This is a genomic window from Micromonospora sp. SCSIO 07396, from assembly GCF_053667945.1.
Map to the genome: position 1 here is coordinate 2,845,819 of NZ_CM132210.1, position 26,670 is coordinate 2,872,488.

Here is a 26,670-nt window from a genome sequence, read left to right on the forward strand (position 1 = left end):
GTGCCGGATCATGCCGAACCGTCCCCGACCCCGAACGGCGTCACGCACGCCACCCGGGCGGGCGCGTCCCGCCATCGCGTCCAGGCGGTGCTCGTCGACTTCCACGGCACCCTCGCCCAGGTCGAACCGGCCCACGACTGGGTGGTCGCCGCCGCCGCGACATGCGGGGTGGAGCTGGAACGGATGCGGGCCACCGCGCTTGCCGACCGGCTGCTCACCGCCGGCCGGGCCGGCGGCCCGCTGCCGGCCCGGGTACCGCCCCGGTTGGCCGAGCTCTGGGCCGACCGGGACCTCTACGAACATGCCCACCGGGCCGCCTACACCGGGCTGGCCGAGACGGTGGACGCCGGGATCGAGGGCTTCGCCGAGGCGCTCTACGAGCGGGTGCTGGCCCCGGAGGGCTGGGTACCCTACCCGGACACCGCGCCCGTGCTCACCGCGCTCCGCGACGCCGGGATCCCGGTGGCGGTGGTCAGCAACATCGGCTTCGACATCCGCCCGCTCTTCGCCGCCTGGGGCCTGGCCGACCTGGTCGACGCGTACGCGCTGTCGTACGAGGTGGGGCGGTGCAAGCCGGACCCGGGCATCTTCCTGCGCGCCTGCGGGATGCTGCGGGTCGACCCGGAACGGACCCTGATGGTCGGTGACACCCCGGCCGACGCCGGGGCGGTCGCCGCCGGCTGCGGGGTGCTGGTGCTGCCGGCCGCCGGACCCGGCCGCCCCAGCGGCCTCGGCACCGTGCTCGACCTGGCCCTGCCCTCCCCGTGACCGGCACGTCCGGCCGGGCGACGGCGGTCGGGCTGGTGCTCGGCGGGGCGTTGTCGGTGCACTTCGGCTCCGCCGTCGCCGCGCTGCTCTTCCCCCGGGTCGGCGTCCCCGGCACGGTCACCCTGCGACTGGCCATCGGGGCGGTGCTGATGCTCCTGGTGTGCCGGCCCCGGCTGCGCGGACACGGCCGGGCCGACTGGCTCGCCGTCGGCGCGTTCGGGCTCGCCCTGGCCGGCATGAACTCGGTCTTCTACCAGGCCATCGAACGGATCCCGCTCGGGCCGGCGGTGACCCTGGAGGTGCTCGGGCCGCTCACCCTGTCGGTGCTGACCGCCCGTCGCTGGACGGCCTGGTGCTGGGCGGGTCTCGCGCTGGCCGGGGTGGCGCTGCTCGGCCGCGGCGGCTTCGACCGGCTGGACCCCGTCGGCGTCGCCCTCGCGCTCGCGGCGGGCGCGCTGTGGGCCGCGTACATCGTCTGTTCGGCGTGGGTCGGCGGCCGGTTCCCCCGCGCCGACGGGCTGGCCCTGGCCCTGGCCCTGGCCGCCGTGGTCACCCTGCCGTTCGGGCTGGCCGACGCGGGGGCTCGGCTGTGGCACCCGGGGGTGCTGGCCCTCGGGGCCGGGCTGGCGCTGCTCGCCTCGGTGCTGCCGTACACCCTGGAGCTGCTGGCGCTGCGCCGGCTGGCCACCTCGACGTTCGCCGTGCTGATGAGCCTCGGTCCGGCGCTCGCCGCGCTCGCCGGCTGGCTGATCCTCGGTCAGGCCCTGCACCCGGTCGAGGTGCTGGCGATCGGCCTGGTGGTCGTCGCCAGCATCGGTGCGGTCCGGGCCGCCGTCCCCCGCGCCGGTGGGGCGACGCCACGGCCGGATACGCCGCTCAGCGCAACAGACGTACCGCCCGGGGCACCGCGCTGATCCGCACCGGCAGGTCGAGGGACCGTTCGCCGTCGGCGTACGTGGTGATGCCCTCGGCGGCCAGTTCCACCGTGCGGGCCCGGAAGCTGCTCGCCAGCGGATGCGTCACGTGGGTGCCGGCGTAGATGCGCGGTTTGACGCGGATCAGGGTGCGCCTGTCGAAGCGGCCACCGACCACCACGTCCAGCAGCCCGTCGGTGAGGTCGGCGGCGGGGCAGATCCGCATGCCGCCCCCGTACCGGGAGCCGTTGCCCACCGCCACCAGGACCGCGTCCACCTCGTGCCCGACGCCGTCGAGGCGCAACGTGTAACGGCGCGGACGCAACCGGGCCAACTCGACCAGGATCGCCAGGTCATAGCGGCGGGGGCCGCGCGGCCAGCGCATCCGGTTGGCCCGCTCGTTGACGATCGCGTCGAAGCCGGCGGCGAGAACCGCCCCGTACCAGCGGTCGGTGCCGTCGCCGCCGGTCATCCGGGCCAGATCGACCGGGTGGGTACGGCCGGCCCGCAGCGCGGCGGCGATCACCGCGACGGCGGCGAGCGGATCGGTCGGGAAACCCGCGTCGGCGGCGAAGTCGTTGCCGGTGCCGACCGGCACCGGGGCGAACGGCACCGCCGTACCGGCGACGGCCTGCAGGGCACGGTGGACCGTGCCGTCGCCACCGACCGCGACCAGCGCGGACGCCCCGGCGGCGACCGCCGTGCGGCAGGCCTCCTCCGCCCCGGCGGGGTCGTGCGCGGTGAGCAGCTCCACCGGGCGGCCGGCGGCGGCGAGGCCGTCGAGAACCCGGGGCAGCAACGCCCGGTGCCGGCCCCGGCCGGCGACGGGGTTGGCGAGCACGGCGACCGGGCCGGCAGTGCGGAGATCGTCTGCGGTCACGGCGAGCACCGTACCGACTCGAGGCTCCCCGTCGGCTGGCCCCCGACCCCTCTCGACGGGTCGTGCGGACCGGGCCACTACCCCTAAGGCATCCTAGGCTGCTAGGTGGGGCGACCGGGGCAGGGGGAACGTGGTGGCTGTCATGTTCTCGGAGAGAATCCAGAGCTGGCGGGCACGTTCGGGGTCGCGGGCTGCCTTCGACGGGGTGGTGACCCTGGGTCGGCCCCGGGACTGGGTCACGCCGCTCGGTGAGATGTAGCTGTTGCCGGGCAGGTCGGCGGTGGCGGCGTGCACGGTGGTTCGGGCACCGCCGGCGTCGGACTGGGACAGCGGGCGTAGCAGGGCGTTCGTCCAGCGGACCGCCCGGCTGCCGCCGTGGCTGAGCAGGTTGGTGGCGGCCAGGCCGGGGTTGGCGGCGGTGGCGAGCACGGCCGAGCCGGACGCGGTGAGGCGACGCTGGAGTTCGGCGGTGAAGAGCAGGTTGGCGAGCTTGGACTGGGCATACGCCGAGAACGGCCGGTAGGGGCGGCTCCTCCAGTGCGGATCGTCCAGGTCCAGGGTGCCGGCCTGGTGCCCGCCGGCGGACACGGTGACGACCCGGCCGGTGATCCGCGGCAGCAGGAGGTTGGTGAGGGCGAAGTGACCCAGGTGGTTGATGCCGAAGTGCGGTTCGAAGCCGTCGACCGTCAGACCCGGCGGTGGCATCATCACTCCCGCGTTGTTGATCAGCACGTCGACCGGTTCGGTCCAGGCCGCCGCGAACGCGCGGACCGAGGACAGGTCGGCCAGGTCGAGACGCCGCACCTCGGCCCCGCCGGGCAGGTCGGCGGCGGCGGCACGGCCCCGGCCCAGGTCGCGGACCGCGAGGACGACCCGGGCGCCCCGGGCGGCCAGGGTACGGGCGGTGGCGCGGCCGATGCCGCTGTTGGCTCCGGTGATCACGACGGTACGTCCGGCGAGAGATGGTGTCATACGTCGAGGGTCGTCCGGTGCCGGTCGGGTAGCCAGGGCCCGCCGCTACGGTAGGAACGGCGTTACCAGGCAACCCGCCGGGAGCCCGGCCATCATGGGGCCATGACGAACGATCTCGGCAGTCTTCTGCGGGCGTGGCGGGACCGGTGTTCCCCCGCCGACGTGGGCCTGTCCGGGCACGGGCGACGCCGGGCGCAGGGGCTGCGCCGTGAGGAACTGGCCGGTCTGGCCGGGGTGAGCGTCGACTATCTGGTCCGCCTGGAGCAGGGCCGGTCACGGCGGCCCAGTCAGCCGGTCGTGGCCGCGCTGGCCCGCGCGCTGCACCTCGACGAGGCAGAGAACGCCCTTCTGCACCAGGCCGCCGGGCTGCCGGTGCCGACCGGGCGGGTGGTGCCGGTGCACATTCCACCAGGGGTCCAGCGGCTGGTCACCCGGATGACCGACTACCCGGTGGCGGTCTACGCGGCGGACTGGAGCCTGATCACCTGGAACACCATGTGGAGCGCTCTGTACGGTGACCCGGCGGGCAGTCCACCCGCCGACCGCAACGTGATCCGGGCGACCTTCTGCGCTGCCCCGAACTGGGCGAACATCCACGGGCCGGACGAGGAGATCGACCGGGCGCTGGTCGCCGACCTGCGTCAGGCCGTCACCACCTATCCGCAGGACGAGGCGCTGCGTGCCCTCGTGGCCGAGGTCTGCGCGGCCAGCCCGCGCTTCCGGCGCCTGTGGCAATCGGGTGCGGCCGGACGGCATGTCAGTTCCCGCAAGACGGTGCGCCACCGGCTGGTCGGTGAGCTGGAGCTGGACTGTGACGTGCTGAGCGTCACCGGCTCCGACCTGCGGATCACCGTCTACACCGCGGCGGCCGGCAGCGCCGCCGCCGAGCGCCTGGATTTCCTGCGGGTCGGCGCGGTGCACACGGTCGGGCCGTGAGGCGGGTCCGGGCGATCGGCGTCAGCGACGTCACGCCGGACAGTCGGTCCGCCACCGCCCCGGCCACGTTGGCCGGGGTCCTCCGCACGTGCGTCGAACGACAGGAACGCCGAGATCATCCTCGGCGTCACCATTCGTTCCGCGATTCCTCACCGACGGAACGTACGGGGCAAGGATGGTCGGTGCGCGTCCTTTCGATCTGACGACGTCAACGACTCAGTTCCGGTCCGCCGACGTCGTCCGGCACGGACGGTTGGGACGCCGGCGGCGGGTGGACGCGTTGCGGCGGGTGATGCGTCGACGTCATCAGCTCGAAAGGACGCGAACCACCCACCGGTCCCGCCCGCCGGTCCGGGCCCACCGTCTGCTCCCCGTCGCCGCAGGAGCCCCACACCGGCCGACCACCACACCGACCGACCACCCCGCCGGCCGGAGCCGGCGGTGGCGCACGCCACCGCCGCGCCCGGTCCGGGTCGGACGGGTCAGCCGTGGGCCTTCTGCTGGCAGGGGACGCAGAAGCGGGCCTGCGGCAACACCTCCAGCCGTTCGGCCGGGATCGCCACCTGGCAGCGTTCGCAGCGCCCGTAGCTCCCCTCGGCGATCCTGCGCAGCGCGCCGGCCAGGTGGTCCAGGCTCTGCCGGGTGGCCGCGATCAGCGCGCCCCGGGTGTGCGCCTCGGCCGGGTCGCCGGTGTCGGCGGTCAACTCGGTCAACCGGGCGGTCTGCGACGCGAACTGGTCGGTGAGGCTCTGCCGGAGCATGGTCAGCCGGCGCTGGTCGGCCTGGTCGTGCAGATCGGTGCTCATGGACGGGTCCCTTCGGAAAAAGAAAAAGGGCCGAAGCCTGCTGGCTTCGCCCTGGTGGCCGTTGCGGAGAATGCGCGGTCTCCGGGTGGGCCACGCCCGGCGGGGATCGGGCTCGGCCGCCCCCGGCCGACCACGACCACCGCCACCGGGGAACCGGTGGCGGTCGGGCGGGGGCTGACGGCCGGGAACATGCGGCCCACCATAGGCCGTGTCCGGGAGAAAACCAACGGATAACCACCGTCGGACCGCCCACTCCAGGGCCGCCGTCGGCGGCCCGGACGACCGGCCCGACGGCTGTGCTTACATGGGCACCATGGCACAGCCGGTGATCCTCACCATCGACGACGACCCCGCCGTCTCCCGGGCGGTCGCCCGTGACATCCGCCGCCGCTACGGCGACCGCTACCGGGTGGTCCGGGCCGACTCCGGCACCGGCGGGTTGGAGGCGCTGCGGGAGATCAAGCTGCGGGGCGAACGGGTGGCGGTGATGCTGGCCGACTACCGGATGCCCGAGATGAACGGCATCCAGTTCCTGGAGGCCGCGATGGATCTCTTCCCCGCCGCCCGCCGGGTGCTGCTGACCGCGTACGCCGACACCGAGGCGGCGATCGACGCGATCAACGTGGTCGACCTGGACCACTACCTGCTCAAGCCGTGGCACCCGCCGGAGGAGAAGCTCTACCCGGTGGTGGACACCCTGCTGGAGGCCTGGGCGACCAGCCCCGACCAGGCCAGCGACGAGATCCGGGTGGTCGGGCACCGCTGGTCGGCCCCGTCGTTCGCGGTCCGCGACTTCCTCGCCCGCAATCTGGTGCCCTACCGCTGGCTGCTCACCGACGACCCGGAGGGCGGTCGGCTGCTCGCCGCCGCCGGGGCCGCCGCCACCGACGTACCGCTGGTGGTCACCCCGGACGGCAAGGCGCTGGTCGCCCCGACGGAGGCGGAACTGGCGGCGGTGGCCGGGCTCACCGTCGCCCCGTCCGCCGACTTCTACGACCTGGTGGTCGTCGGCGGCGGCCCGGCCGGGCTCGGCGCGGCCGTCTACGGGGCGTCGGAGGGGCTGCGCACCGTGCTGGTGGAGCGGCGGGCCACCGGCGGCCAGGCCGGGCAGAGCAGCCGGATCGAGAACTACCTCGGATTCCCCGACGGGGTCTCCGGCGCCCAGCTCACCGACCGGGCCCGCCGGCAGGCGCTGAAGTTCGGCGCGGAGCTGCTCAGCACCCGCGAGGTGGTGGGGCTGGAGAGCGCCGGGGCGGCCCGGCTGCTGCACTTCGGCGACGGCAGCACGATCGCCGCGCACACGGTGGTGCTGGCCACCGGGGTCTCCTACCGGGTGCTCGACGCGCCGGGCCTGGCCGACCTGACCGGGCGCGGGGTGTTCTACGGCGCGGCGTCGACCGAGGCGCCCAGCTGCGTCGACCAGGACGTCTGGATCGTCGGCGGGGCCAACTCCGCAGGCCAGGCGGCGGTGCACTTCTCCCGGTACGCCAGCCGGGTGCACCTGCTGATCCGGGGCGCGGACCTCACCGCGTCGATGTCGTCGTACCTGATCCAGCAGTTGGACCGCAACGACCGGATCGTGGTGCACCCGCACACCGAGGTGGTCGGTGGCGAGGGCGACGACCACCTGGAACGGCTACGACTGCGGGACACCCGCAGCGGCGACGTCCACGAGGTGGACGCCTCGTGGCTGTTCATCTTCATCGGCGCGGAGCCACGCACCGAATGGCTGGACGGGGTGCTGGTCCGCGACGGGCGGGGCTTCATCGTCGCCGGCCCCGACCTGACGGCGGGTGGCCGGAAACCACCAGGGTGGACCCTCGCCCGTGACCCGTACCACCTGGAGTCGAGCCTGCCGGGGGTGTTCGCCGCCGGTGACGTGCGGGCCGCCTCGGTCAAGCGGGTCGCCTCGGCGGTCGGTGAGGGTGCGATGGCCGTCTCGCTGGTACACCGTTATCTGGAGGCACAGTGAGCGACTCCGACGAACGACTCACCCCGGAGCACCTGCGCGAGCTGTTCCTGTTCGCCGCCCTCGACGCCGGCCAGCTCGACTGGTTGGCCGAACACGGCCGGGTCGAGCACCGGGCCGGCGGCACCGTCGTCTACGCCGAGGGCGAGCCGGCGACCTGCTTCTTCACCCTGCTGTCCGGCACCGTGTCGATGAGCCGACGGGTACACGGCGACGACCTGGAGGTCACCCGCACCGACCAGCGCGGCGTGTACGGCGGGGCCACCCAGGCATACCTCGGCGGGCAGGTCGACCAGGTCTACCTGAACACGCTGCGGGCGGTCACCGACGCCGCGTTCCTGGTGCTGCCCGCCGAGACGTTCGCCCACGCGGTGCGTACCTGGTTCCCGATGGCCATGCACCTGCTGGAGGGGCTGTTCTTCGGCATGCGCGACACCCAGACCATCATCGGCGAGCGGGAACGGCTGCTCGCCCTGGGTTCGCTGTCGGCCGGGCTCACCCACGAGCTGAACAACCCGGCCGGCGCGGCGGTGCGGGCCACCTCGGCGCTGCGCGACCGGGTCGCCGGGATGCGGCACAAGCTGGCGATGATCGCCGACGGCCGGCTCGACGGCAGCCGGCTGCACACCCTGGTGGAGTTGCAGGAGGAGGCGGTGAAGCGGGCCGCCCGCGCGCCGCAGCTGTCCCCGATGGCGGCCAGCGACGCCGAGGACGCGTTGGCCGACTGGCTGGACGAACAGCGGGTCACCGCCGGCTGGGACCTGGCGCCGACGCTGGTCGCCGCCGGTCTGGACACCGCGTGGCTGGAGCAGGTCCGCGAGGTGGTCGGCCAGCAGGACCTGGAGTCGGCGGTGCGATGGCTGTCGTACACGCTGGACACCGAGCAGTTGATGGCCGAGATCGACGACGCGGTCACCCGGATCTCCACCCTGGTCGGCGCGGCCAAGCAGTACTCGCAACTGGACCGCGCCCCGCACCAGGTGGTGGACGTGCACGACCTGCTCGACGCCACCCTGGTCATGTTCAAGGCCAAGGTCCCGCCGGGGGTCCGGGTCGTCCGGGAGTACGACCGGGACCTGCCACCCGTCCCGGCGTACGCGGCCGAACTGAACCAGGTGTGGACGAACCTGATCGACAACGCCCTGTCGGCGATGGGCCCTGCGGGCACCCTGACGCTGCGCACCGGTCGAGCCGGCGACCTGCTGGCCGTCGAGATCGTCGACACGGGACCGGGGATTCCCGAGGCAGTCCGGCCGCGTATCTTCGAACCGTTCTTCACCACCAAGGCCGTCGGTGAGGGCACCGGGCTGGGACTCGACATCTCGTACCGGATCGTGGTCAACAAGCACCACGGCGACATCCGGGTGGAGAGTGCGCCGGGGGCGACCGTGTTCCGGGTGCTGCTGCCGTTCACCGCGCCGGCCCGCGCCACCGACGCCCCGGGACGCTGACAGCGAACCGTTCCGTCCAGGGCCTGCGTGATCGCGCGGTCACGGAGGATAATGGTTGGTCGCCGGTGGGGGCAAGTAGTGGTTCCCCTTATGTCGCGCGGGAGAGGCCCGGCCATACGCTCGGCCCGGGGGGTCTGCCGTCCGCCGCAACCGGCCGGTAGGTCGCCGTACCCCGTCCCCGACGCAGGCGGAGGCCACCGTGACCATCGACCGGTTGACGACCGGGCCGGCGACCGCCGGTACCCCGGTCGGCTACACCGTGGAGGAACTCGCCCGCAAGGTGGGCATGTCGGCGCGGAACATCCGTGCCCACCAGGCCCGCCGACTGCTGGCACCCCCGGTACGCCGGGGTCGGGTAGCGCTCTACGACGACTCCCACGTCCGCCGGCTGGAGGCCATCCTGACCCTGCAACGGCAGGGCTTCAACCTGGTCTCCATCGAGGCGATGCTCGGTGTCCGGGCCGGGGACGACACCCCCGACGGGATGACCGCGATGCTGCAACGGCTGGCTGCCGAACGGCCCGCGTTGACCCACGCGCTGACCCGGCACGGGGTGATCGGGCGGGCGCCGGACGGGACGGTGCGCACGGTGCGGCCCCGGCCGTTGCGTGCCGCGTTGGACCTGCACCGGGTCCGGATGGGCACGGTGCCGGCGTTGCAGGCGCTCAGTGAGGTGCTCGACAGCGTCCAGCCCCTCGCCGACGAACTGGTCGCGGCGGTCACCGCCCGGATGTTGACCCTCGCCCCCGAACTGGGTGGCGGCGGGTCCCGGCCGTCGTGGTCCGACGGGGACCGGGAGACGATCCTGCTGACCCAGGGGGTGGTCAACGTGCTCACCGAGGCGTTCCGGCTGGCGGTGGAGCACCAGGCCGAGGCGCACATCGCGGGCCTGCTGGACAACAACGGCCCGCAGGCCGGGCCGGTCGGGAACGGCGCTCTGGTCGACAAGGGCTGACGCCGCCCGGACCGGGATGCGGGCCTCAGCGGTCGGTGTCGTCGAAACGGGACACCCAGGCGACCAGACCGGACCGGGACTCCACACCCGCCTTGCGGTAGATCCGGGTCAGGTGCGCCTCCACGGTACGGGGGCTGATGTGCAGCTGACGGCCGATCAGCCGGTTGGTGACGCCGGTGCTGGCCAGCCGGGCGATGTGCCACTCCCGGTCGGTCAGGGCGGTCTCGGCGAGCGCCCGCACCGGCCGGGCCAGACGCAGGCCGACCCGTTCGGTGCCGCACCGGGCGGCCAGTTCCTCTGCCCGGCGGCGGGCCCGCACGGCGGGGCCGTGCTGGTCCACCGCCTCGGAGGCGCGGGCGATGGCGACCAGGGCGAGGCTGTGCCGCAGCGTCATGCCGGCGGCCCGGAACCGGTCCGCCGCGGTGCGCAGGTACGGCAGCGCCGTCAGCACCTCGCCCCGGGCGAGCAGCACCTCCCCGTACGCCGATTCGGCGAAGGCGTGCTGGCCGGGCAGGCCGAGCAGGTCGGCGTCGGCCAACGCGGCGCGGGCCCGCCGGTACGCCTCCGGCAGGTCCCCGGCGGCCAGGGCGGCGGCGCAGAGCAGTTCGTGCCACATCGGTCGCAGGGAGGCCTGCAGGCGGGTGAGCCGGCTGTCGCCACCGGCGTCGGTGAGCATCTCCACACAGGTGGCGGGGTCCCCGGCGAGCAGCGTCGCGGTGGCCAGCGCGGTCGCCGCGGTCCGTCCCGACCAGCTGTCGAGGTCGTTGGCGAGGTCCACGGCGGTGCGGGCCAGGGCCACCGCCCGGTCGTCGTCGCGTGGGCCGCCCCGCCACGCGGTGGCCTGTGCCTCGAAGGCGAGGGCGAAGCTGAGCAGGGAACGGCTGCCGATCCGGCGGGCGATGCCGCCGGCCTCGGTGGTCAGCCCGATCACGGCGCCGAGCTGGCCCCGGTGGTAGGCGACCTGGCTGCGGCCGAGCAGCAGTTGGCACAGGCCGTCGTCGCGGTGGGCGTCGCGGACCAGGGCGATCCCCCGGTCGAGGTGCCGGGTGGCATCGGCGGGGCGTTCCAGGAACAGCTCGGCCAGCCCGAACGCCAGCAGGCAGTCGGGACGCTCGCGCAGGTCCCGGTCGGGCAGCGCGTCGACGATCGGCGCGCCGGCGGCGAGCAGCTCCCGGGCGATCTGCACCTCGCCGTCGTGGGCGGCGGCGAGTCCGCGTACGGCGAGCAGGCCGGCCCGGTCGATGCCGCTGGCCGCACCGTCGGGTGCGCCGCCGGGCACCGGTGACGGGTGGCCGGACAGGATGCCGATCGCGCCGAGTTCGGTGGCAAGCTGGTACGCCCCGGCGGTCGGCGTGGGTGTGCCGACCAGTTCCCGGCGGCTGATCGCGGCGGCCTCGGCATAGTTGCCGAGCAGGCGTTCCACCCGTACCCACTGGGCGACGGCGGCGACCCGGCGGCCGGTCGGGTCGACGGGCAGCTCGGGCACGACCTCCCGCAGCAGGGTGCGGCTCTCGGCGAGGTTGCCCATCTCGCCGGTGATCCGGGCCAGCAGCAGGGTGACGTCGTGCCGGCAGTCCGGGGAGCCGGCCGGGGGGCGTACCGCGCGCAGTGCCGTCCGCAGCCAGCGGACGGCCAGTTCCGGGGCGTCGCCGCGGATCTGCTCGGCGGCCCGGCAGAGCACGTCGACGTAGGGTCCGACCGGCCGGCCGTGGGGCAGGCCGAGCAGGTGTTCGGCCTGCGCCACCCGCTCGGCCGGCGGGGCCTGCCGGGCGAGCAGCACGGTCAACGCCCGGTGGTGTGCCTCCGCCCGCCAGGCCGGGTCGGTGTCCTGCACGACCGCCACCCGCAGCACCGGGTGCCGGAAGGTGAACCGTGCGGTGGCCGGGACGACCCGCAGCAGGTCCCGGCGGACCAGTCGCCAGGCGGACTCGGTCACCTGCGGGGCCGGCAGGCCGGCGACCTCGGCGAGCAGGTCCACTGCGCAGGGTGTGCCGCACACGGCCGCGGCACGCAGGCAGGTCGCGTCGACCGGGGACAGGCCGGCCCACTCGGCGCGCAGGGTGGCCACGGCCCGGTCGGTGAGTCGGGGCCCGGTGGTTGACGGGGAGTCCTGGTCGCCGTCGGCCGACCCGACGCCGTCCAGCGCGGCGAGGTAGCCGGGGTTCCCGGCGGCCTGGTCGTGGCGGCGGCCCAGGTCGGTGGGGTCGTCGTGCGGGTACAGCTCGACGGTGTCGGCGAGGCTGAGCGGTCCCAGTTCGATCCGTTCCCGACGCCGGCCGCCGGGGACACCGTCGTCGGGCGGGCCGAACGGCATCGCGGTGTCGAGCTGGCGCGGCCGGTAGACCAGGATCAGCAGCAGCGGCGCGGGCACCGGGTAGCGCAGCAGGTGGGTGACGAGCCCGGTGGACGAGCTGTCGGCCCAGTGCAGGTCGTCCAGGACCAGGGCCAGCCCGTCCCGGGCGGCGAGGGTGAGCAGCCGGCGGGCCAGCTGGTAGGTGCGGAACTGGCGTCCGTCGAGCGGGCCGACGCCGGGCACGGTCGGCAGGCCGTCGGATACGTCGGTGGGGTGCTGCGGGTCGATGCTCACGGGGTGGGGGGCGCCGAAGGCGTGCCGGAAGACGTGGAACGGGATGTCCCGTTCGGCCTCCACGCAGGTGCCGACCGCCCGGGGCAGGGCCGGCACGCAGCCGTCCAGCGCGGCGTGGACGAGCCGGGTCTTGCCGATCCCCGGGTCGCCGACCACCTCGCACACCACCTGGGTGCCGGTGCGGACGCTGTCGGCGTGGGCGGCGCGGATGCGGGCGATCTCCGGCCGCCGTCCGACGAATGGTGAGCCGGACAGCGCATCCTCCAGCCCAGCTGCCGTCACGCAGATCACGGTTTTCCCTGCGACACTCCAATGGGGATTGCCGGGACTATACCGGTGGTCGGAAACACGAGGAACATCGATGTCGCGGGGGCGACCGAACGGTTCGGCCTGCTGACCGTACGGGTGGGGGAACCGGCCGTTCCGCCGTGGCGTCGGCGTCGCATCGCCGGTCGGTGCTCAGCCGGTGGGCGGGGCGACCGGCAGCGCGGCGATCAGTCGCAGCTGCGCGGTACGGGACTCGTCGATGCGCCGGGCCAGGTCGCGGACGGCCGGGGCGACCGCCACCGCCAGGTGCGCCCGGGCCAGCGCGGCGGCCTGCCGTTGCTGGGGCACCAGCACCGCCACCAGGGCGGCGTCGTAGCCGGCTTCCGGGGTGCCGCGCAGCAGCGCCATCGGGTCGCCGGTGCCGCCCGGGTCGGGGTGGTTGTGCCGGTGCTGGCCGGTGTCCGGGCCGGCGGTGGCGATCCACCGGCGGGCCTGGGCCACCTCGTCGGTCTCGGTGGCGTCGATCGCCGCGACGAGGATGCGCAACCGGGGTTCCCGGATCCGCTGCGGCGCGGCCCGGACGATGGCCAGGGTCCGCTCCTGGTGGGCCGTCATGGCGTGCAGGAACACCAGGTCTAGGCCGTCGACCACGGTGGTCGTGCCCGACGGCGTCGGCGCGGGGGCGGCCGGGGACCCGGCGGGCGCGCATCCGGCGAGCAGCAGGGCCGTCACGGCGGCCACGGCACCCAGGCGTCGGCGGCCGGGCCCGCCGCCGGCTGATCGGGGGCCGGCGGCGGGTGGGGGCGCGACGCCCGGTCGACGCGGCGGCATGGTCGGCGGCCGGGTCAGATCCGGGTCCACAGGGCGGGCACGTACGGCGGCTCCCAGCCCGGCAGGGCGGTGTGCGCCTGCCGGCACCGGTAGCTCACCGCCTGGTAGGTGACCACGTCGCCGACCTGGTAGCTGCGGCCGGCCGTCCAACTGCCACCGGCGGTCGGCGGCGCGGTGGGGGTGGGGGTAGGCGTACGGGTCGGGGTCGGCGTGGGGCCCGGGGTGCGGGTCGGCGACGGGCCCGGGGTGGGGGTGGGGGTGGGGGTGGGGCCGGTCCCGCCGATCTGCACGTCCACGCAGGAGTAGAAGGCGTTGGCGGTGTCGGCGATGTTCCAGACCGCCAGGATCTTCTGCCGGCCGGTGAAGCCGCCGAGGTTGACGGTGTGCGAGACGGTGGCGTCGGGTTGCCGGCCGCCGCCGTCGACGACGCCGACCCGGGTGCCGCCGATGAAGTACTCCCAGTTGCTGGTGGCGTGCCGGGCGGTGTTCACCCAGGTGAAGGTCACGGTGCTGCCGACCGGGGTGGCCGGCCAGCCCCGGTTGTCGTCGTTCAGGACGTCGAACTGGGTGATCCCGGCGCTGCAACTGCGCAGCCCCTTGACGCCTTCGACGCTCTGCGGCTCGTAGCGGATCTGACCGCAGTCGGGCACCTTGCCCTGGGCGCAGAGGGCCTGGCGGCTGGGTGGGGCGGAGACGTAGCCGTGGGCCTGGGCGGGCGCGGCGAGGCCCAGGGAGGTGACGACGGCACCTGTCGCCACCAGGGGGACGGTGATGGTTCGACGCATGACGCACTCCTCGACGGTCGAGCCGGTCCGGGCGGGCTCGGTGGACCTCGGGTGGACCCGGGCCGTCCGGCGACCCCGCACCCGGTCGGATCGGATCCACCTCGGGACGACTGTCATCACGGTAAATTAAAGATTGTTAACAGTAAAGCGTCCTTACGATTTTTCTCCGCTCGGCCGGTGGACGCCGCGGAGCCGACCGTCCGCGAGGGCGGCCGAGCCTAGCCGTCGAGGCGCAGCAGGCAGCGCGGGTCCTGCACCGTCGTCGGCCGCTGCCGACGGGCCAACGCCTTGAGCAACGACTCCCGCAGCGGCAGCCCGAAGAGTTCCGCCGAGTCGCCCGGCAGATCGACCAGGCTGGGGCAGGACACCCGCGACCTGATCTGGTCGTTGGCGACGATCTCCACCCCGCCCCGGTCGGACAGCACGGTGGTCGACTCGTCGTCCGTCGAGACGACGTACCCGCGCAACTGGCGGGTCGGCGGGTCGGTGTCCGGATCGCCCGCGGCCGGTGACCCCGACGGGCCGGGGGTGGGCGGCGCGGCCGTCGGCACCGCCACCTGGATCGCGGTGGACGGCAGGATCGGCGTGCTCACCACCGTGTGCAGCACGCCCATCGTGAGTAGGACGGCCAGCACGGCGGCGGTCCGGACGAAGGCCGCCACCCGACCCGGACGCAACGGCCCGTCGGCACCGGTCAGCAGCAGCACGGCCGGCCAGCCGGCGATCAGGGCGAGCGCCTCCTCCCCCTCGACGAGGGCCGCCGCGACGGCCGCCCCGACGATCGCGACGCAGAGCAGCAGGCCCGCCAACGCCCAGCCGCGAGCCGGTAGGAACCCGCCGTTGCGCCCGTCGGCCCCGCGTCGACCGACGACCCGCAGCGCCAACGCCCAGGCCGGGGCGAACACCAACGGGGTGCTGGCGGCGGCGGCCAGGATGCTGCCCCACACCACCCATCCCGGTGCCCGGGCCGTCCAGCGCGCCACCGCGTACCGGTCCCGCAGCCGCCGCCGGTCGGCATCGTCGACCGCCGCGCCGAGCACCACCGCGCCGATAGTGAAGACCAGGGCGGGCAGAGCGGGGAAGACCCACACCACGGACAGGCTGACCGCGGCCAGGAAGTTGATCGGGTTGACGCTCTGGGCCAGCATCAGGGTGAACTGGCGGTCCCCACCGGACTGGATCCACAGGTACAGCGCGGACACCGCGACCGGCACGCCGACCAGCAGCGACCACACCCCCGACGGAGCACCGCCCGGTTCCGGCTCGCCCGACGGGGTGGGCGCGGCGGCGACCGGCCGGCGGGTCACCACCCGCCCCAGCGTCCGGCGTCGTCGCCGGTGCGCCACCGTCCGACCCCGACGCGCCGCCACCACGGGTGGCACCACCGCCGGCAGACCGACGATCCCACCCGTTCCGTCCTGCCCGTCGCTGCCGTCGCGCAGCAGCCGCCCCGGCGCGTACGGTTGCGAACCGGTGAACCCCGCCCTGCGCAGGGTGTCCTCCATCGCCCTCTCCCAGGCTCCGCGCTTGCCCTTCCGCCAGCTGGCCACCAGGAACGAGTCGACCAGGGCCTTCAGCGCGGGATCGTCCCGGGCCACCCCGATGCCGTACGCGGCCGACGCGGTGCCGGGAATATCGTCTATCCTCCACCCCGGTTCCGCGGCCCAGACCAGGCCACGCAGCAGGATCTCGTCACCGGCCACCCCGTCGGCCCGGCCGGCGCGTACGGCCGCGAAGCACTGCCGCAGATCCCGGGCGAGCAGCAGGGGGTTTCCCAGCCGGGTGGCGTCGGCCGCGGCGCCGGACCCCGGCACCACGCACAGCCGATCCCGCCCCGGGCCGGTTGGCCGGTTGCCGCGGGTGGCCAACACGGTATAGCCGATCAGGTAGGGGCCGGCGAACTCGACGACGCGTTGCCGCTCCGCGGTGATCACCAGACCGGCGAAGGCGACGTCGACCCGGCCCGAGGCCAACGCGTCCAACCGTTCTGTCGGCTCCAGCGGCACGAATTCGACGGGCACCCCGATCGACCGACCCAGATAGGTGGCCAGGCTGGCGTCGAAGCCGGTAAACCGGACCTTGGCTTTCGGGTCCTCGACGTTCGGGGTGTCGATCCGGGTGCTCAGCAGGGGTTGGTCGGCCAGCACGCCCGCCCGCAGCGCGCGGCCGGCGATCGAGGAGCGCCGCAGGTAGTCCGCGATGGTCGGGCTCTTCGACGCGACCAGGGAGAACGCGGCGGTGGACACGGCCACCAGCGCCAGCGCCAGGAACGGGCCGCTCCCGCGCCACGGGTCCGCCCGCAGAGGTACCCGGCCGGGCAGGCGGCGGACGCGCGCAAGCATGGGCACCATCCCGACGGGTGACGAGCGGCAGCGGCCCGGCCTCGTCCCGTTCCCCGGCCGGGTCCACATCGGAGTCGTACTCAGATCACCAGCCTGTCGACCGGCCCGCATCCCCCGGTCGGCCAGGCCGGCTGTCGGTAACCGGACCCGGACCGTGCGGGGTGCCTGCCCTCCCCGACGACAGCGCCGTCGGGTGGCCGGTCAGGGCCGGAGCCCGGCCGGGCGGGGTGGCGTGCCTGGCCTCGCCGCGGGCGCGTTCCCCCGGGCGGAGCCGGTCGAGGTACCGGCTGCGGGCCAGCGGGAGGCACCCGGCAGGCTCGATCCGGTCGTCGCCCTCGGGGGTGACCGGTCGGGTGACCCGGGACGCCGGCAGCGCCGACCGGCCCTTCGGCTGGCGTCAGGTGGCGATGTCGGGGTAGGGCAGCGAGAAGTGGGCCAGCCGCAGGCCGTACTGCTTCTGGTAGGCCATCGGCTCGGGGTGGTCCCGCTCGAACATGGCGATGAACAGGGTCAGGGTGAGGAACGGGTGCGCACCGAGGGCGAAGAGCCTCACGTGGTCGTGGCTGGCCAGCGCGTCGCGTTCCTCGTCGGTGAAGCGCAGCCAGGTGCTCGCCTCACCGGCGTGGCAGTTGAGGACGGCGTTGGCCCGTTCGGTCTCCCACCAGGTCACCGTGCCCAGCGGGTCGGTGCGGTAACGCTCGACCAGCTCCGGATCGCGGTCGACGGTGTAGAGGAACTTGTCGACCAGGTAGCGGCTCATGCCGGCGCTCCGTTCGGGTACCAGGTGAAGTACGCCTCCATGGTGTGGAACAGGTCCAGGGTGTCCACGTGGTCGGCCTTGGCGCCCGCGCCGGCCACCCCCATCATCAGCATGAAGTCCATGAAGCCGTGGGTGGCGTTGCCGGGGGCGTGCAGGCTGTCCAGGGTCACCTCGGACAGGCAGCCGTCGAGGTCGCCGTTGGCGATCCACTCCACCGCCCGGCGGTCGAACTCCGGGTCCGGGCCCTGCGGGCCGAACTGGCGCGGCCCGCCCAGCTCCAGCGACAGGTGGCCGGTGCCGATGACGGCCACCCGCAGGTGGCTGGGCCAGCTCTCGACGATCTCCCGGATGGCCGCGCCGAGCTGGACGAACCGTTTCGGCTGCGGCAGCGGCGGGGCGAAGATGTTGGTGTAGATCGGCACGATCGGCAGGTCCGCCTCGGGCCGCAGCGTGATGATCGGGCAGGTGATGCTGTGGTCGATCCTTAGCTCGTTGCTGAAGGCCAGGTCGAACCCGGCGTCCAGGCCGGCGCGCAGCACGTGGGCCGACAGGTCCTCCTGGCCGCGCAGCAGCATCTTGGGCAGGCCGAACTCGCGTTCCTCGTTGTACCAGTTGGCGTCGTAGAACGGGGCCTTGCCGACCAGGAACTGCGGCATGTTGTCCAGCCAGAGCTGGTGGAAGTGGTCGGAGCCGACCATCACCAGCACGTCCGGCCTGGCCCGGGTGAGGGTCTCCCGGAAGGCAAGGATCTTGCGGGCCCACTCGTCGGCGAACGGGGGCCGGTCCTCGCCGGTGGCCGTGGTGGCGCGGTAGTAGAACGGATGGTGGGTGGAGGCGATGACCGCGACGACCTGGGCCATGGCCGCTCCTCTCGCAGACGGTAAAGGTGGTGGGGGGATCAGTCGGCGTCGTCCGGCACGTACCGGGCGTTGCGGTCGACGGTGTGGTAGATGTCCATGCCGAGCGGGCGGCGGCGCTCCTCGGCGAGGTGGCCGAGCAGACCGGCGGTGCGGGCCAGCAGGGCGAAGCCGCGTAGCAGGTCGATCGGCAGGCCGAGGTCGGCCAGGGCCGCGCCGCACACCCCCGCGCCGTTGAGCGGCAGGGTGCGGCCGAGCACCTGCGGGTGGACCCGGCCGATCGCCTCGAACAGCCGCAGGTGCGGCCCGCGCAGCCCCTCCTGCTCAGCGATCGCGATCAGCACCGGGGTGCGCGGGTCGGTCTCCTTGTGCACCGGGTGGCCGAGCCCCGGCACCAGACGCCGGGCGGCGCGGGCGGCGCGCACCGCGTCCAGGGCGACGGCGTCCCAGCCGGCGTCGTCGGTGGGCGGGTCGGTGAGACCGGCGAGGGTGTCGGCGAGGAACCTGCCGCAGTCCTCGGTGACGCCGAGGAAGCGGGAGCCGCCGCCGAGCAGGCCGGCGGCGATCGCGCCCTGCAACGCCTCCGGCGCGCTGAGGTACGTCAGCCGGGCGGCGATCGCCGTGGGGGTGAAGCCGTGGTCGGCCAGGGCGACCAGGACGGTCTCGAAGACGCGTACCTCGCCGGGGCCGGGGCGACGCCCGGCGACCAGCCAGAAGGCCAGTTCACCGAAGCCCACCCGGCCCATCAGGTCGCCGGCCAGGTCCTGACCGAGCAGCCGGATGGTGGTCGGGTCGGAGGTGCCGATCGAGGTCGGGAAGTCTAGCTGCCGGTCAGCCACGCGCGGATCTCCTCGCCGTGTTCGTCGAGCGCGGGCGGCGGGGTGCCGTACCGCGCGGGGGTGTCCGAAAGGGTGATCGGGTGCCGGATGCCGGGCACCGCGGCGGCGCCCTCGCCGACGGTGACCACCGGGTCCAGCCCGAGGCGTTCGGCGAGGGCGACCCCGCCGTCGATGGTGTTGATCGGGGCGCAGGGCACCCCGGCGGCCATCAGGTCGGTGAACCACTCGTCGCGGGTGCGCCGGCGCAGCCGTTCGACCAGCAGCGGGCGCAGCTCCTCCCGGTTGGCGGTGCGGTCCTGGTTGCGGGTGAACCGGGGGTCGTCGACCAGCTCCGGCAGGTCGAGCACCTGGCAGAGCCGGCGGAACTGCCCGTCGTTGCCGGCGATGACGATCAGCTCGCCGTCGGCGACCGGCAGCGGCTCGTACGGGAAGAGGCTGGGGTGGGCGTTGCCCATCCGGAAGGGCACCACTCCGCCCGCGACGTAGCCGCTGCTGTGGTTGACCAGGCCGGACAGCGCCGAGGAGAGCAGGTTGACCTCGACGTGCTGGCCGCGCCCGGAGTCGTGCCGGTGGTGCAGGGCGGCGAGGATGCCGATCGACGCGTGCAGCCCGGCCATCACGTCGAACACGGAGATGCCGGCCCGGTAGGGCGGGCCGTCCGGGTCACCGGTGAGGCTCATCAGTCCGGAGATCGCCTGCACCATCAGGTCGTAACCCGGGTAGGCCGCGCCCGCGCCGGTGCCGAAGCCGCTGATCGAGGCGTAGACCACCCGCGGGTTGCCGGCGGCCACGGTGTCGTAGTCCAGGGCGAAGCGGCGCAGCCCGCCGGGCTTGAAGTTCTCGATCAGCACGTCGGCGCGGGCGGCCAGCTTGTGCGCCACGGCCAGGTCGTCGGGGTCCTTGAGGTCGAGCGCGATGGACCGTTTGTTGCGGTTGATGCCGAGGTAGTAGGTGGAGACGTCGTCGCGGACCGGGGGCATCCAGGTGCGGGTGTCGTCGCCGCCGGGCCCCTCCACCTTGATCACCTCGGCGCCGAGGTCGGCCAGCAGCATGGTGGCGTACGGCCCGGCGAGGATGCGGGAGAAGTCGGCCACCACGACGCCGTGCAGCGGACCGGTCCGGCCCGGTGTCTCCTCTGCCATACCCCACCCCTCACGCTGGCCGCCAGGCGGACGAATGTCCGCTGAGCCAGTTTCCCGACGAGCCCGTGGAACGTCAACCACCCCGAAGGAATTCTCGGGAAACTCCCAGCTCTACGCCCTGGTAAACGACCAGACATGCGACGGTAACGTGCCCTTGACATGGCCGGTGACCGGTAACACACTGGCGAAACCTGAACTGACCGCACAGCGGACAAGCGTCCGCAAGCACCCCGAACGGAAGTGGCGGCGATGAGCGCGAACGAGGGGCGGACACCGGCGGCGGGCCAGCCGGTGGTGTTCCGCAACGGCCTGGTGCTGACCATGGACGACGCCCGCACGGTGCTCCCCCGCGCCGACGTGCTGGTGATCGACGACCGGATCGCCGCCGTCGGCCCGGAACTGGCCGTGCCCGAGGGCACCTGGGAGATCGACGCGGCCGGCGGCATCGTCATGCCCGGCATGATCGACACCCACCGGCACATGTGGCAGACCGCGATGCGCGGCTACGGCGCCGACTGGACACTGACCCAGTACTTCGTCTGGTACTACCTGGAATCCGGCAAGCTGTTCCGCCCCGAGGACGTCCACGCCGGCAACCTGCTCGCCGCCATCGAAGCGATCGACGCCGGGGTCACCACCACCGTGGACTGGTCACACGGCCTGCAGACCCCGCAGCACGCCGACGCCGCCGTCGACGCCCTGGAGGCGGTGCCGGGCCGGTTCGTGCTCGCCTACGGCAACCTGCAACAGGGGCCGTGGCAGTGGGCCACCACCCCCGAGTTCCGCGACTTCGTCACCCGCCGCATCCACGGCCGGGGCGACCGGCTCGGCTTCCAGATGGCCTTCGACGTCACCGGCGACCCGGCCTTCCCCGAGCGGGCCGCCTTCGAGGTCGCCCGGGACCTCGGCGTGCCGGTCACCACCCACGCCGGGGTATGGGGGGCCACCAACGACGACGGCATCCGGCTCATGCACGAGCACGGGTTCATGACCGAGTCGACCGTCTACGTGCACGCCGCCACCCTCAACCGCGACTCGTACCACCGGATCGCGGCCACCGGCGGCTCGGTCTCGGTGTCCACCGAGAGCGAGCAGAGCGCCGGCCAGGGCTACCCGCCCACCTGGCAGCTGCGCCACCACGACATCCCGGTCTCGCTGTCCATGGACACCAGCGTCTGGTGGAGCGGCGACCTGTTCTCCGCGATGCGCGCCACGCTCAGCGCCGACCGCTCCCGGGAGCACCTCGAGGCGCACGGTCGACAGGAGACCGTCACCCACTGCCACCTGCGCGCCGAGCAGGTGGTGGAGTGGGCCACCCGGGGCGGTGCCCGGGCGCTCGGCCTCGACCACCTCGTCGGCGCCCTCACCCCGGGCCGCCGGGCGGACGTGGTGCTGATCAAGAACGACCGGTCGCCGGTGATGTTCCCGATCCTGCACCCGTACGGCCACGTGGTGTTCCAGGCCCAACGCGGCGACGTGCACACCGTGCTGGTCGACGGTCGGGTGGTCAAGCACGAGCACCGGCTGGTCGACGTCGACCTCGCCGCCGCCCGCGCCGCCGTGGAACGCACCGTCGAGCACCTCACCGACGCCATGGGCGTCGACGCCTGGGAGAAGGGGATGAACCCGGACGTCCCCGAGACGGCGGTGCTGGACAACCCCTACACCTACACCGAGTGGGACGCCGGCTCGGCACAGTGGAAACATTAGCCATCCGACGCACCCGGCGGGTGACCGCCCGCCGGGTGCGGGGCAGCCAGCGAAGGGACTCCATGGGGCGCGAGACCGGAACCGACTTCATCGAGGCGCTGGCGCGCGGCCTCGACGTGCTGCGCTGCTTCCGGCCGGGCCAGCCGACGATGACGCTCAGCGAGATCGCCGCGGTGACCGGGCTGGCCCGCCCCACCGTCCGCCGCATCCTGCTCACCCTGGAGGAACTGGGCTACGTGCGGGCCGCCGACCGGGGCTTCGCGCTCACCCCCCGGGTGCTGGAGCTGGGCGTGGCGTACGTCAACTCGCTGAGCATCTGGGACGTCGCCCGCCCGCACATGCGGCAGCTGGTGACCGAGACCGACGAGTCGACCTCACTGGCCCAGCTCGACGGCAGCGACATCGTCTACGTGTCCCGGGTGGCGGTGCCCAAGATCGTCACACTCGCGGTGACCATCGGCACCCGGTTCCCGGCCGTGGCCACCTCGATGGGCAAGGTGCTGCTGGCCGCCCTCACCCCGGCGGAACTCACCGCCGTGCTGGCCGTGCCGAGCCGCTCCGGCATCGCCGCCCGCTGGCAGCCCGACCGCGACGAGCTGGACCGGGAACTGCGTGAGGTGCGGGCGCGCGGCTGGGCCCTGGCCGACCAGGACCTGGCTGCCGGCATCCGGTCGGTCGCCACCGGGGTACGCGACGGCGACGGCCGGGTGGTGGCCGCGCTCAACGTCACCGTGCACGCCGCCGAGACCTCACTGGAGCGGCTCACCGACGACCACCTGCCCCGCCTGCTGCGCACCGCCGCCGCGATCAGTCAGGACTGGGCCCGGCTCGACACCGTGCCGATGGCGGTGAAACGACCCGAGCCGGTCCCGCCGGCCTGAGCCGCCCGCGCCGAGCCGACGATCGCCGGATAGACCTGCTCCACGATGGTCAGCAGGGTGGCGGTCAACAGCAGGTGCACCTGGTCACGGTCCAGCGCGCCCCGCTGGAGCCACTCCCTGGCGGTCGAGATGGCCAGCCCGCCGTACGCCCGGATCATGCCGCGCAGCTCGGCCCGGCAGGTCGTGGCGTCGGCCAGCCCCACCGCGACGAGCACGCTGTCCGCCGCGACCTCCTCGGCCTCGGTGAGCACCCGGGCGACGTCGGCGTCGTGGCCCATGTCGCCGGCGGTCACGGCGGCCAGCCAGGAGTCCCGGTGCCGGGAGACCACGTCGAGGAACCAGGTGACGCTGGCGTCGACCCGGGTGCGCAGGTCGCCGTCGGGCAGCCGTTCGACGGCGACCCCGGGCACCATCACCATCACCCGGACGACCTCCAGGTAGAGCTGCTTCTTGGTGCCGAAGTAGTGGTTGATCAGGCCCCGGGCCACCCCGGCCTCGCGGGCGACGTCGGTGGTCGACACGTCCGCGTACGGGCGCGCGCCGAACAGCCGTACCGCGCAGGCGAGGATCTGTCCCCGCCTGGCGTCGGGCTCCAGCCGTCGTCGCCGGGGGTCGGTGTCAACGCTCATCCGCCGAACCCTATCGGCAGGTCGGCACGGCGTGTCCCGGGTCGGTGGGCCGGGCCCGTCACCCGGGCGGCGACCGGGCCGACGACGGACGATGATCAAGGATTGTTGACACGTCGCCAACAGGGCGTGAGGGTGGAACCATGCCGACGCCTGGACTCGACACCTACACCCCGCCGTGGCGCGCGCCCGAACACGACGACCTCGCCGACCTCGCCCGGGACTTCTTCACCCGGGAGGTACTGCCGCACACCGAACGGCTGCTGGCGCAGGGCCACCCCGACCGTGACCACTACCGGCGCGCCGGCGAGCTGGGCCTGCTCGGCCTGTCCGTGCCCGAGGAGTACGGCGGGGGCGGCGGCGGCTTCACCCACGAGGCCGTCCTGCTGCACGAGCAGACGCACGTCGGGGAGAGCACCCTCGGGCTGGCCGTGCACAGCGGCATCGTCACCGGCTACCTGGTCGCCTACGGCAGCGCCGAGCAGAAACGGCGCTGGCTGCCCGGACTGTGCCGGGGGGAACTCGTCGGGGCGATCGCGATGACCGAACCCGACGGCGGCTCCGACCTCCAGGCGATGCGGACCCGGGCCGTGCGCGACGGCGACGACTACCTGGTCACCGGGGCCAAGACGTTCATCAGCAACGGCGGCCTCGCCGACCTGGTCATCCTGGCCGTCAAGACCGACCCGACGCAGGGCGCCGCCGGCATCTCCCTGCTGGTCTGCGAGGTCGACGCAGAGCCCGAGGGATTCCGGCGGGGCCGGCTGCTGTCCAAGATCGGGCTGCACGGCAACGACACCGCCGAGCTGTTCTTCGACGGGCTGCGGGTGCCGGCGGCAAACCTGCTCGGCGGGGCCGAAGGGCTCGGGTTCGGCCAGATGATGCGGCAGCTCCCCCAGGAACGCCTGGTCATCGGCATCGGCGCGGTGGCGGCGATGCAGCGGGCCGTCGAGCTGACCACCGCGTACGTCAAGGAACGCACCGCCTTCGGCAAACCGCTGATCGGCCACCAGAACACCCGGATGGTGCTCGCCGAGTGCGCCACCCGGACCCGGGTCAGCCGGGTGTTCCTCGACGACTGCATCGGCCGGCACGACCGTGGCGAGCTGGACGTGGCCACCGCGGCGATGGCGAAGGCCTGGCTCACCGAGGGACAGTGCGAGGTGGTCGACAGGTGTCTGCAACTGTTCGGCGGCTACGGCTACACCACCGAGTACCCGATCGCCCGGATGTACGCCGACGCCCGGGTGCAGAAGATCTACGGCGGCACCAACGAGATCATGAAGGAGCTGATCGCCCGTGCCCTGTGACCCCGACGCGCCCACCGGCGGACCGCTCGCCGGGGTACGGGTCGTGGAGCTGGCGAGCCTGGCCCCGGCCCCGTTCGGCTGCATGGTGCTGGCCGACCTCGGCGCGGACGTGGTGCGCGTCGACCGGCCGGGCGGCGTCGGCCCGGGACGGCTCAGTGTCCCGGCGACCGGCCCGCTGCACCGGGGGCGGCGGGTCACCACGCTGGACCTGAAGACCCCCGCCGGGGTGGCCGACCTGCTGCGCCTGGTCGACCGGGCCGACGTGCTGGTCGAGGCGTACCGGCCGGGGGTGGCCGAGCGGCTCGGTTTCGGGCCGGCGACCTGCCGGGACCGCAACCCCCGCCTGGTGTACGCCCGGATGACCGGCTGGGGGCAGGACGGCCCGCTGGCCGCCCGCGCCGGGCACGACATCGACTACATCGCGCTGGCCGGCGCGCTGGAGCCGCTGGGCCGCCCCGGCCACCGCCCGCACGCCCCGCTGAACCTGCTCGGCGACTTCGCCGGGGGTGGGATGCTGCTCGCGACCGGGGTGCTGGCCGCGCTGCTGGAACGGGAACGCTCCGGCCTCGGGCAGGTGGTCGACGCCGCGATGGTCGACGGGTCGGCGCTGCTCACCGCGTTCCTGCACGGGATGCTCGGCGCGGGCCGGTGGACCGCGCCCCGGGGCGGCAACCTGCTCGACGGCGGCGCACCGTTCTACGACACCTACCGCACCGCCGACGACCGGTTCGTGGCGGTGGGCGCGCTGGAACCGGCCTTCTACACCGCGCTGCTGACCGGCCTCGGCCTGGCCGACGACCCGACGCTGCCCGCCCAGTACGACCCGGCCGGCTGGCCGGAGCTGCGGCGGCGGTTCACCGCCCGGTTCGCCGGACGCACCCGCGATGAGTGGACGGCTGTCTTCGCCGACCTCGACGCCTGTGTCGCGCCGGTGCTCGCCCCCACCGAGGCGCACCGCCATCCGCACAACGCCGCCCGGGGGACGTTCGTCGAGGTGGACGGCGCTGTGCAGCCGGCCCCCGCGCCCCGGTTCGCCCGGACCCCCGCGCCGCCGCCCCGACCCGCGCCGGACCCGGCCGAGCCGCTGGACGTCGCCACGGTCCTCGACACCTGGGCCGACCGACCGTGACCTGCCGACCCGGCCGGCCGGCGACCACCGGTCCGGGGCCCGACCGGGTGTGGCGGTGGGCGACCGGCGGGCAGTCGAGCCGGAGCGGCGACGGACCGGGCCGGTCAGCCCACCGGGACGGCGGGAGCCGGGCGGGCGGGGGTGGCGGCCGGTAGCTGGCGGTCGTGCCACCGGCTGAGCAGGGCCAGCGAGGTGACCGCCCCGACCAGCGCGAGGAACATGTCCCACTGGGTGTCCCAGACGTCGCCCTGGGTGCCGAGGAAGTCGTCGGCGGCGGCGCCACCGGCCACCGAGGACCACCACTCGATCATCTCGAAGAAGGCGCTGAAGGCCAGGCAGGCGCAGACCACCAGCGGGGCGAGCCACCGGCTGCCGCGCAACGGGGAGCGCCGGACGAGGATCTCGCGGACCAGGATCGCCGGGACGAAGCCCTGCACGAAGTGCCCGAGCCGGTCGTACGGGTTGCGGGACAGGTCGAGCGCGTCGCGTACCCAGTCGCCCAGCGGGACCCGCGCGTACGTCCAGTGGCCGCCGACGACGAGGACCAGCGCGTGCGCCGCCAGCAGGCAGCACAGCAGGGTGGTCAGCGGGAACCGCCGCCACACCAGCAGCACCACCGGCACGCCGACGAGCACCCAGACCGTCTCCAGCAGCCAGGTCAGCCGGTCGTACGGCCGAATGCCGGACAGCACCAGCACCACGACGACGAGACCCAGCAGCACCGGCGGGACGAGGGTACGGGCCCGGGTCACGGCGACCACCTGTTCGATGCGTGGGGGCCGCCCAGTCGCCGCCCGGCCGCCGACGATAACAGCGCCCGCACCCGGTCGCGGTCGCCGGGCCGGATGCTCCCCGCCGGCCCTGACCCGTCCGCTGCTGACCCCCGGGCGGGGCGTCAGCGGCGTGTCGGTGGCATGTCGGCGCGGTGTCAGCCGGCCGGCGCACGCTGGCTG

Annotated in this window: 23 protein-coding genes; 10 read left to right on the forward strand and 13 right to left on the reverse strand. The window is 74.0% G+C overall.

Annotation, left to right across the window (positions count from 1 at the left end; all coding sequences use genetic code 11):
* Positions 1-768, forward strand: a complete 768-nt coding sequence (locus ACWCHM_RS12200) for an HAD family hydrolase (protein WP_281897632.1) — start codon at positions 1-3, stop codon at positions 766-768.
* Positions 765-1,682 carry an EamA family transporter gene (locus ACWCHM_RS12205; RefSeq protein WP_281897634.1) on the forward strand — a complete coding sequence of 306 codons (918 nt, stop codon included), beginning with the start codon at positions 765-767 and terminating at the stop codon, positions 1,680-1,682. The genes ACWCHM_RS12200 and ACWCHM_RS12205 overlap by 4 nt, the downstream gene beginning before the upstream one ends.
* Here the strand turns inward: ACWCHM_RS12205 and ACWCHM_RS12210 are convergent.
* A complete protein-coding gene (locus tag ACWCHM_RS12210; RefSeq protein WP_204959841.1) occupies positions 1,645-2,571 on the reverse strand; it encodes a diacylglycerol kinase family protein in 927 nt (308 codons plus the stop codon). The genes ACWCHM_RS12205 and ACWCHM_RS12210 overlap by 38 nt on opposite strands.
* A gap of 84 nt (positions 2,572-2,655) precedes the next feature.
* Entirely contained in the window at positions 2,656-3,534 is an 879-nt protein-coding gene (locus ACWCHM_RS12215; RefSeq protein WP_421488402.1) for an oxidoreductase, read from the reverse strand.
* A 102-nt stretch (positions 3,535-3,636) separates the two neighbouring features.
* Between ACWCHM_RS12215 and ACWCHM_RS12220 the strand changes: the two genes are divergently transcribed.
* Complete coding sequence (locus ACWCHM_RS12220; RefSeq protein WP_454222485.1) at positions 3,637-4,470, forward strand: MmyB family transcriptional regulator; 834 nt, start codon at positions 3,637-3,639, stop codon at positions 4,468-4,470.
* A 482-nt stretch (positions 4,471-4,952) separates the two neighbouring features.
* Here ACWCHM_RS12220 and ACWCHM_RS12225 read toward each other — a convergent pair whose 3' ends face one another.
* The gene (locus tag ACWCHM_RS12225) at positions 4,953-5,276 is read right to left on the reverse strand and encodes a TraR/DksA family transcriptional regulator (protein WP_204959844.1); all 324 of its coding nucleotides are present in this window, start codon (positions 5,274-5,276) and stop codon (positions 4,953-4,955) included.
* Positions 5,277-5,589: 313 nt separating this feature from the next.
* Between ACWCHM_RS12225 and ACWCHM_RS12230 the strand changes: the two genes are divergently transcribed.
* The 3 genes from ACWCHM_RS12230 (at position 5,590) to ACWCHM_RS12240 (ending at position 9,651) form a co-directional block, all read left to right on the forward strand.
* Complete coding sequence (locus ACWCHM_RS12230) at positions 5,590-7,248, forward strand: FAD-dependent oxidoreductase (RefSeq protein WP_281897644.1); 1,659 nt, start codon at positions 5,590-5,592, stop codon at positions 7,246-7,248.
* Positions 7,245-8,696, forward strand: a complete 1,452-nt coding sequence (locus ACWCHM_RS12235) for an ATP-binding protein (protein ID WP_454222487.1) — start codon at positions 7,245-7,247, stop codon at positions 8,694-8,696. The genes ACWCHM_RS12230 and ACWCHM_RS12235 overlap by 4 nt, the downstream gene beginning before the upstream one ends.
* A gap of 199 nt (positions 8,697-8,895) precedes the next feature.
* A complete protein-coding gene (locus ACWCHM_RS12240) occupies positions 8,896-9,651 on the forward strand; it encodes a MerR family transcriptional regulator (RefSeq protein WP_204959847.1) in 756 nt (251 codons plus the stop codon).
* A gap of 25 nt (positions 9,652-9,676) precedes the next feature.
* On the opposite strand, the gene ACWCHM_RS12245 is transcribed toward ACWCHM_RS12240, so the two are convergent.
* The 8 genes from ACWCHM_RS12245 to ACWCHM_RS12280 all read right to left on the reverse strand — a co-directional run bounded on the left by ACWCHM_RS12245 (position 9,677) and on the right by ACWCHM_RS12280 (position 20,061).
* On the reverse strand, positions 9,677-12,520 hold the full coding sequence (locus ACWCHM_RS12245) for an ATP-binding protein (RefSeq protein ID WP_281897649.1): 2,844 nt from the start codon (positions 12,518-12,520) through the stop codon (positions 9,677-9,679).
* A 177-nt stretch (positions 12,521-12,697) separates the two neighbouring features.
* Positions 12,698-13,237: a DUF305 domain-containing protein gene (locus ACWCHM_RS12250; RefSeq protein WP_454222488.1), complete on the reverse strand. Its 540-nt coding sequence runs from the start codon at positions 13,235-13,237 to the stop codon at positions 12,698-12,700.
* A gap of 113 nt (positions 13,238-13,350) precedes the next feature.
* The gene (locus tag ACWCHM_RS12255; RefSeq protein ID WP_454222489.1) at positions 13,351-14,121 is read right to left on the reverse strand and encodes a lytic polysaccharide monooxygenase; all 771 of its coding nucleotides are present in this window, start codon (positions 14,119-14,121) and stop codon (positions 13,351-13,353) included.
* Positions 14,122-14,339: 218 nt separating this feature from the next.
* Entirely contained in the window at positions 14,340-16,463 is a 2,124-nt protein-coding gene (locus ACWCHM_RS12260) for a transporter substrate-binding domain-containing protein (RefSeq protein WP_454222490.1), read from the reverse strand.
* 397 nt (positions 16,464-16,860) lie between these two features.
* Positions 16,861-17,223 (reverse strand): hypothetical protein, encoded by a 363-nt coding sequence (locus ACWCHM_RS12265; RefSeq protein WP_281897661.1) that lies wholly within the window; start codon positions 17,221-17,223, stop codon positions 16,861-16,863.
* Positions 17,220-18,083 (reverse strand): DODA-type extradiol aromatic ring-opening family dioxygenase, encoded by an 864-nt coding sequence (locus ACWCHM_RS12270; protein WP_204959853.1) that lies wholly within the window; start codon positions 18,081-18,083, stop codon positions 17,220-17,222. Before ACWCHM_RS12270 ends, ACWCHM_RS12265 begins: the two co-directional genes overlap by 4 nt.
* Positions 18,084-18,121: 38 nt before the next feature.
* Entirely contained in the window at positions 18,122-18,919 is a 798-nt protein-coding gene (locus ACWCHM_RS12275; protein ID WP_204959854.1) for a citryl-CoA lyase, read from the reverse strand.
* Positions 18,901-20,061, reverse strand: a complete 1,161-nt coding sequence (locus ACWCHM_RS12280; protein ID WP_204959855.1) for a CaiB/BaiF CoA transferase family protein — start codon at positions 20,059-20,061, stop codon at positions 18,901-18,903. Before ACWCHM_RS12280 ends, ACWCHM_RS12275 begins: the two co-directional genes overlap by 19 nt.
* A gap of 249 nt (positions 20,062-20,310) precedes the next feature.
* Between ACWCHM_RS12280 and ACWCHM_RS12285 the strand changes: the two genes are divergently transcribed.
* Entirely contained in the window at positions 20,311-21,771 is a 1,461-nt protein-coding gene (locus tag ACWCHM_RS12285) for an amidohydrolase family protein (RefSeq protein WP_454222491.1), read from the forward strand.
* 62 nt (positions 21,772-21,833) lie between these two features.
* A complete protein-coding gene (locus ACWCHM_RS12290; protein WP_454222493.1) occupies positions 21,834-22,652 on the forward strand; it encodes an IclR family transcriptional regulator domain-containing protein in 819 nt (272 codons plus the stop codon).
* On the opposite strand, the gene ACWCHM_RS12295 is transcribed toward ACWCHM_RS12290, so the two are convergent.
* A complete protein-coding gene (locus tag ACWCHM_RS12295) occupies positions 22,583-23,281 on the reverse strand; it encodes a TetR/AcrR family transcriptional regulator (protein ID WP_454222494.1) in 699 nt (232 codons plus the stop codon). The two genes, ACWCHM_RS12290 and ACWCHM_RS12295, sit on opposite strands and share 70 nt — an antisense overlap.
* 140 nt (positions 23,282-23,421) lie before the next feature.
* Between ACWCHM_RS12295 and ACWCHM_RS12300 the strand changes: the two genes are divergently transcribed.
* Positions 23,422-24,588 carry an acyl-CoA dehydrogenase family protein gene (locus ACWCHM_RS12300; protein WP_204959859.1) on the forward strand — a complete coding sequence of 389 codons (1,167 nt, stop codon included), beginning with the start codon at positions 23,422-23,424 and terminating at the stop codon, positions 24,586-24,588.
* Positions 24,578-25,717: a CaiB/BaiF CoA transferase family protein gene (locus tag ACWCHM_RS12305; protein WP_454222495.1), complete on the forward strand. Its 1,140-nt coding sequence runs from the start codon at positions 24,578-24,580 to the stop codon at positions 25,715-25,717. The genes ACWCHM_RS12300 and ACWCHM_RS12305 overlap by 11 nt, the downstream gene beginning before the upstream one ends.
* Positions 25,718-25,821: 104 nt before the next feature.
* Here the strand turns inward: ACWCHM_RS12305 and ACWCHM_RS12310 are convergent, their stop codons facing one another.
* The gene (locus ACWCHM_RS12310) at positions 25,822-26,469 is read right to left on the reverse strand and encodes a DUF2238 domain-containing protein (RefSeq protein WP_454222496.1); all 648 of its coding nucleotides are present in this window, start codon (positions 26,467-26,469) and stop codon (positions 25,822-25,824) included.
* Positions 26,470-26,670 lie beyond the last annotated feature (201 nt).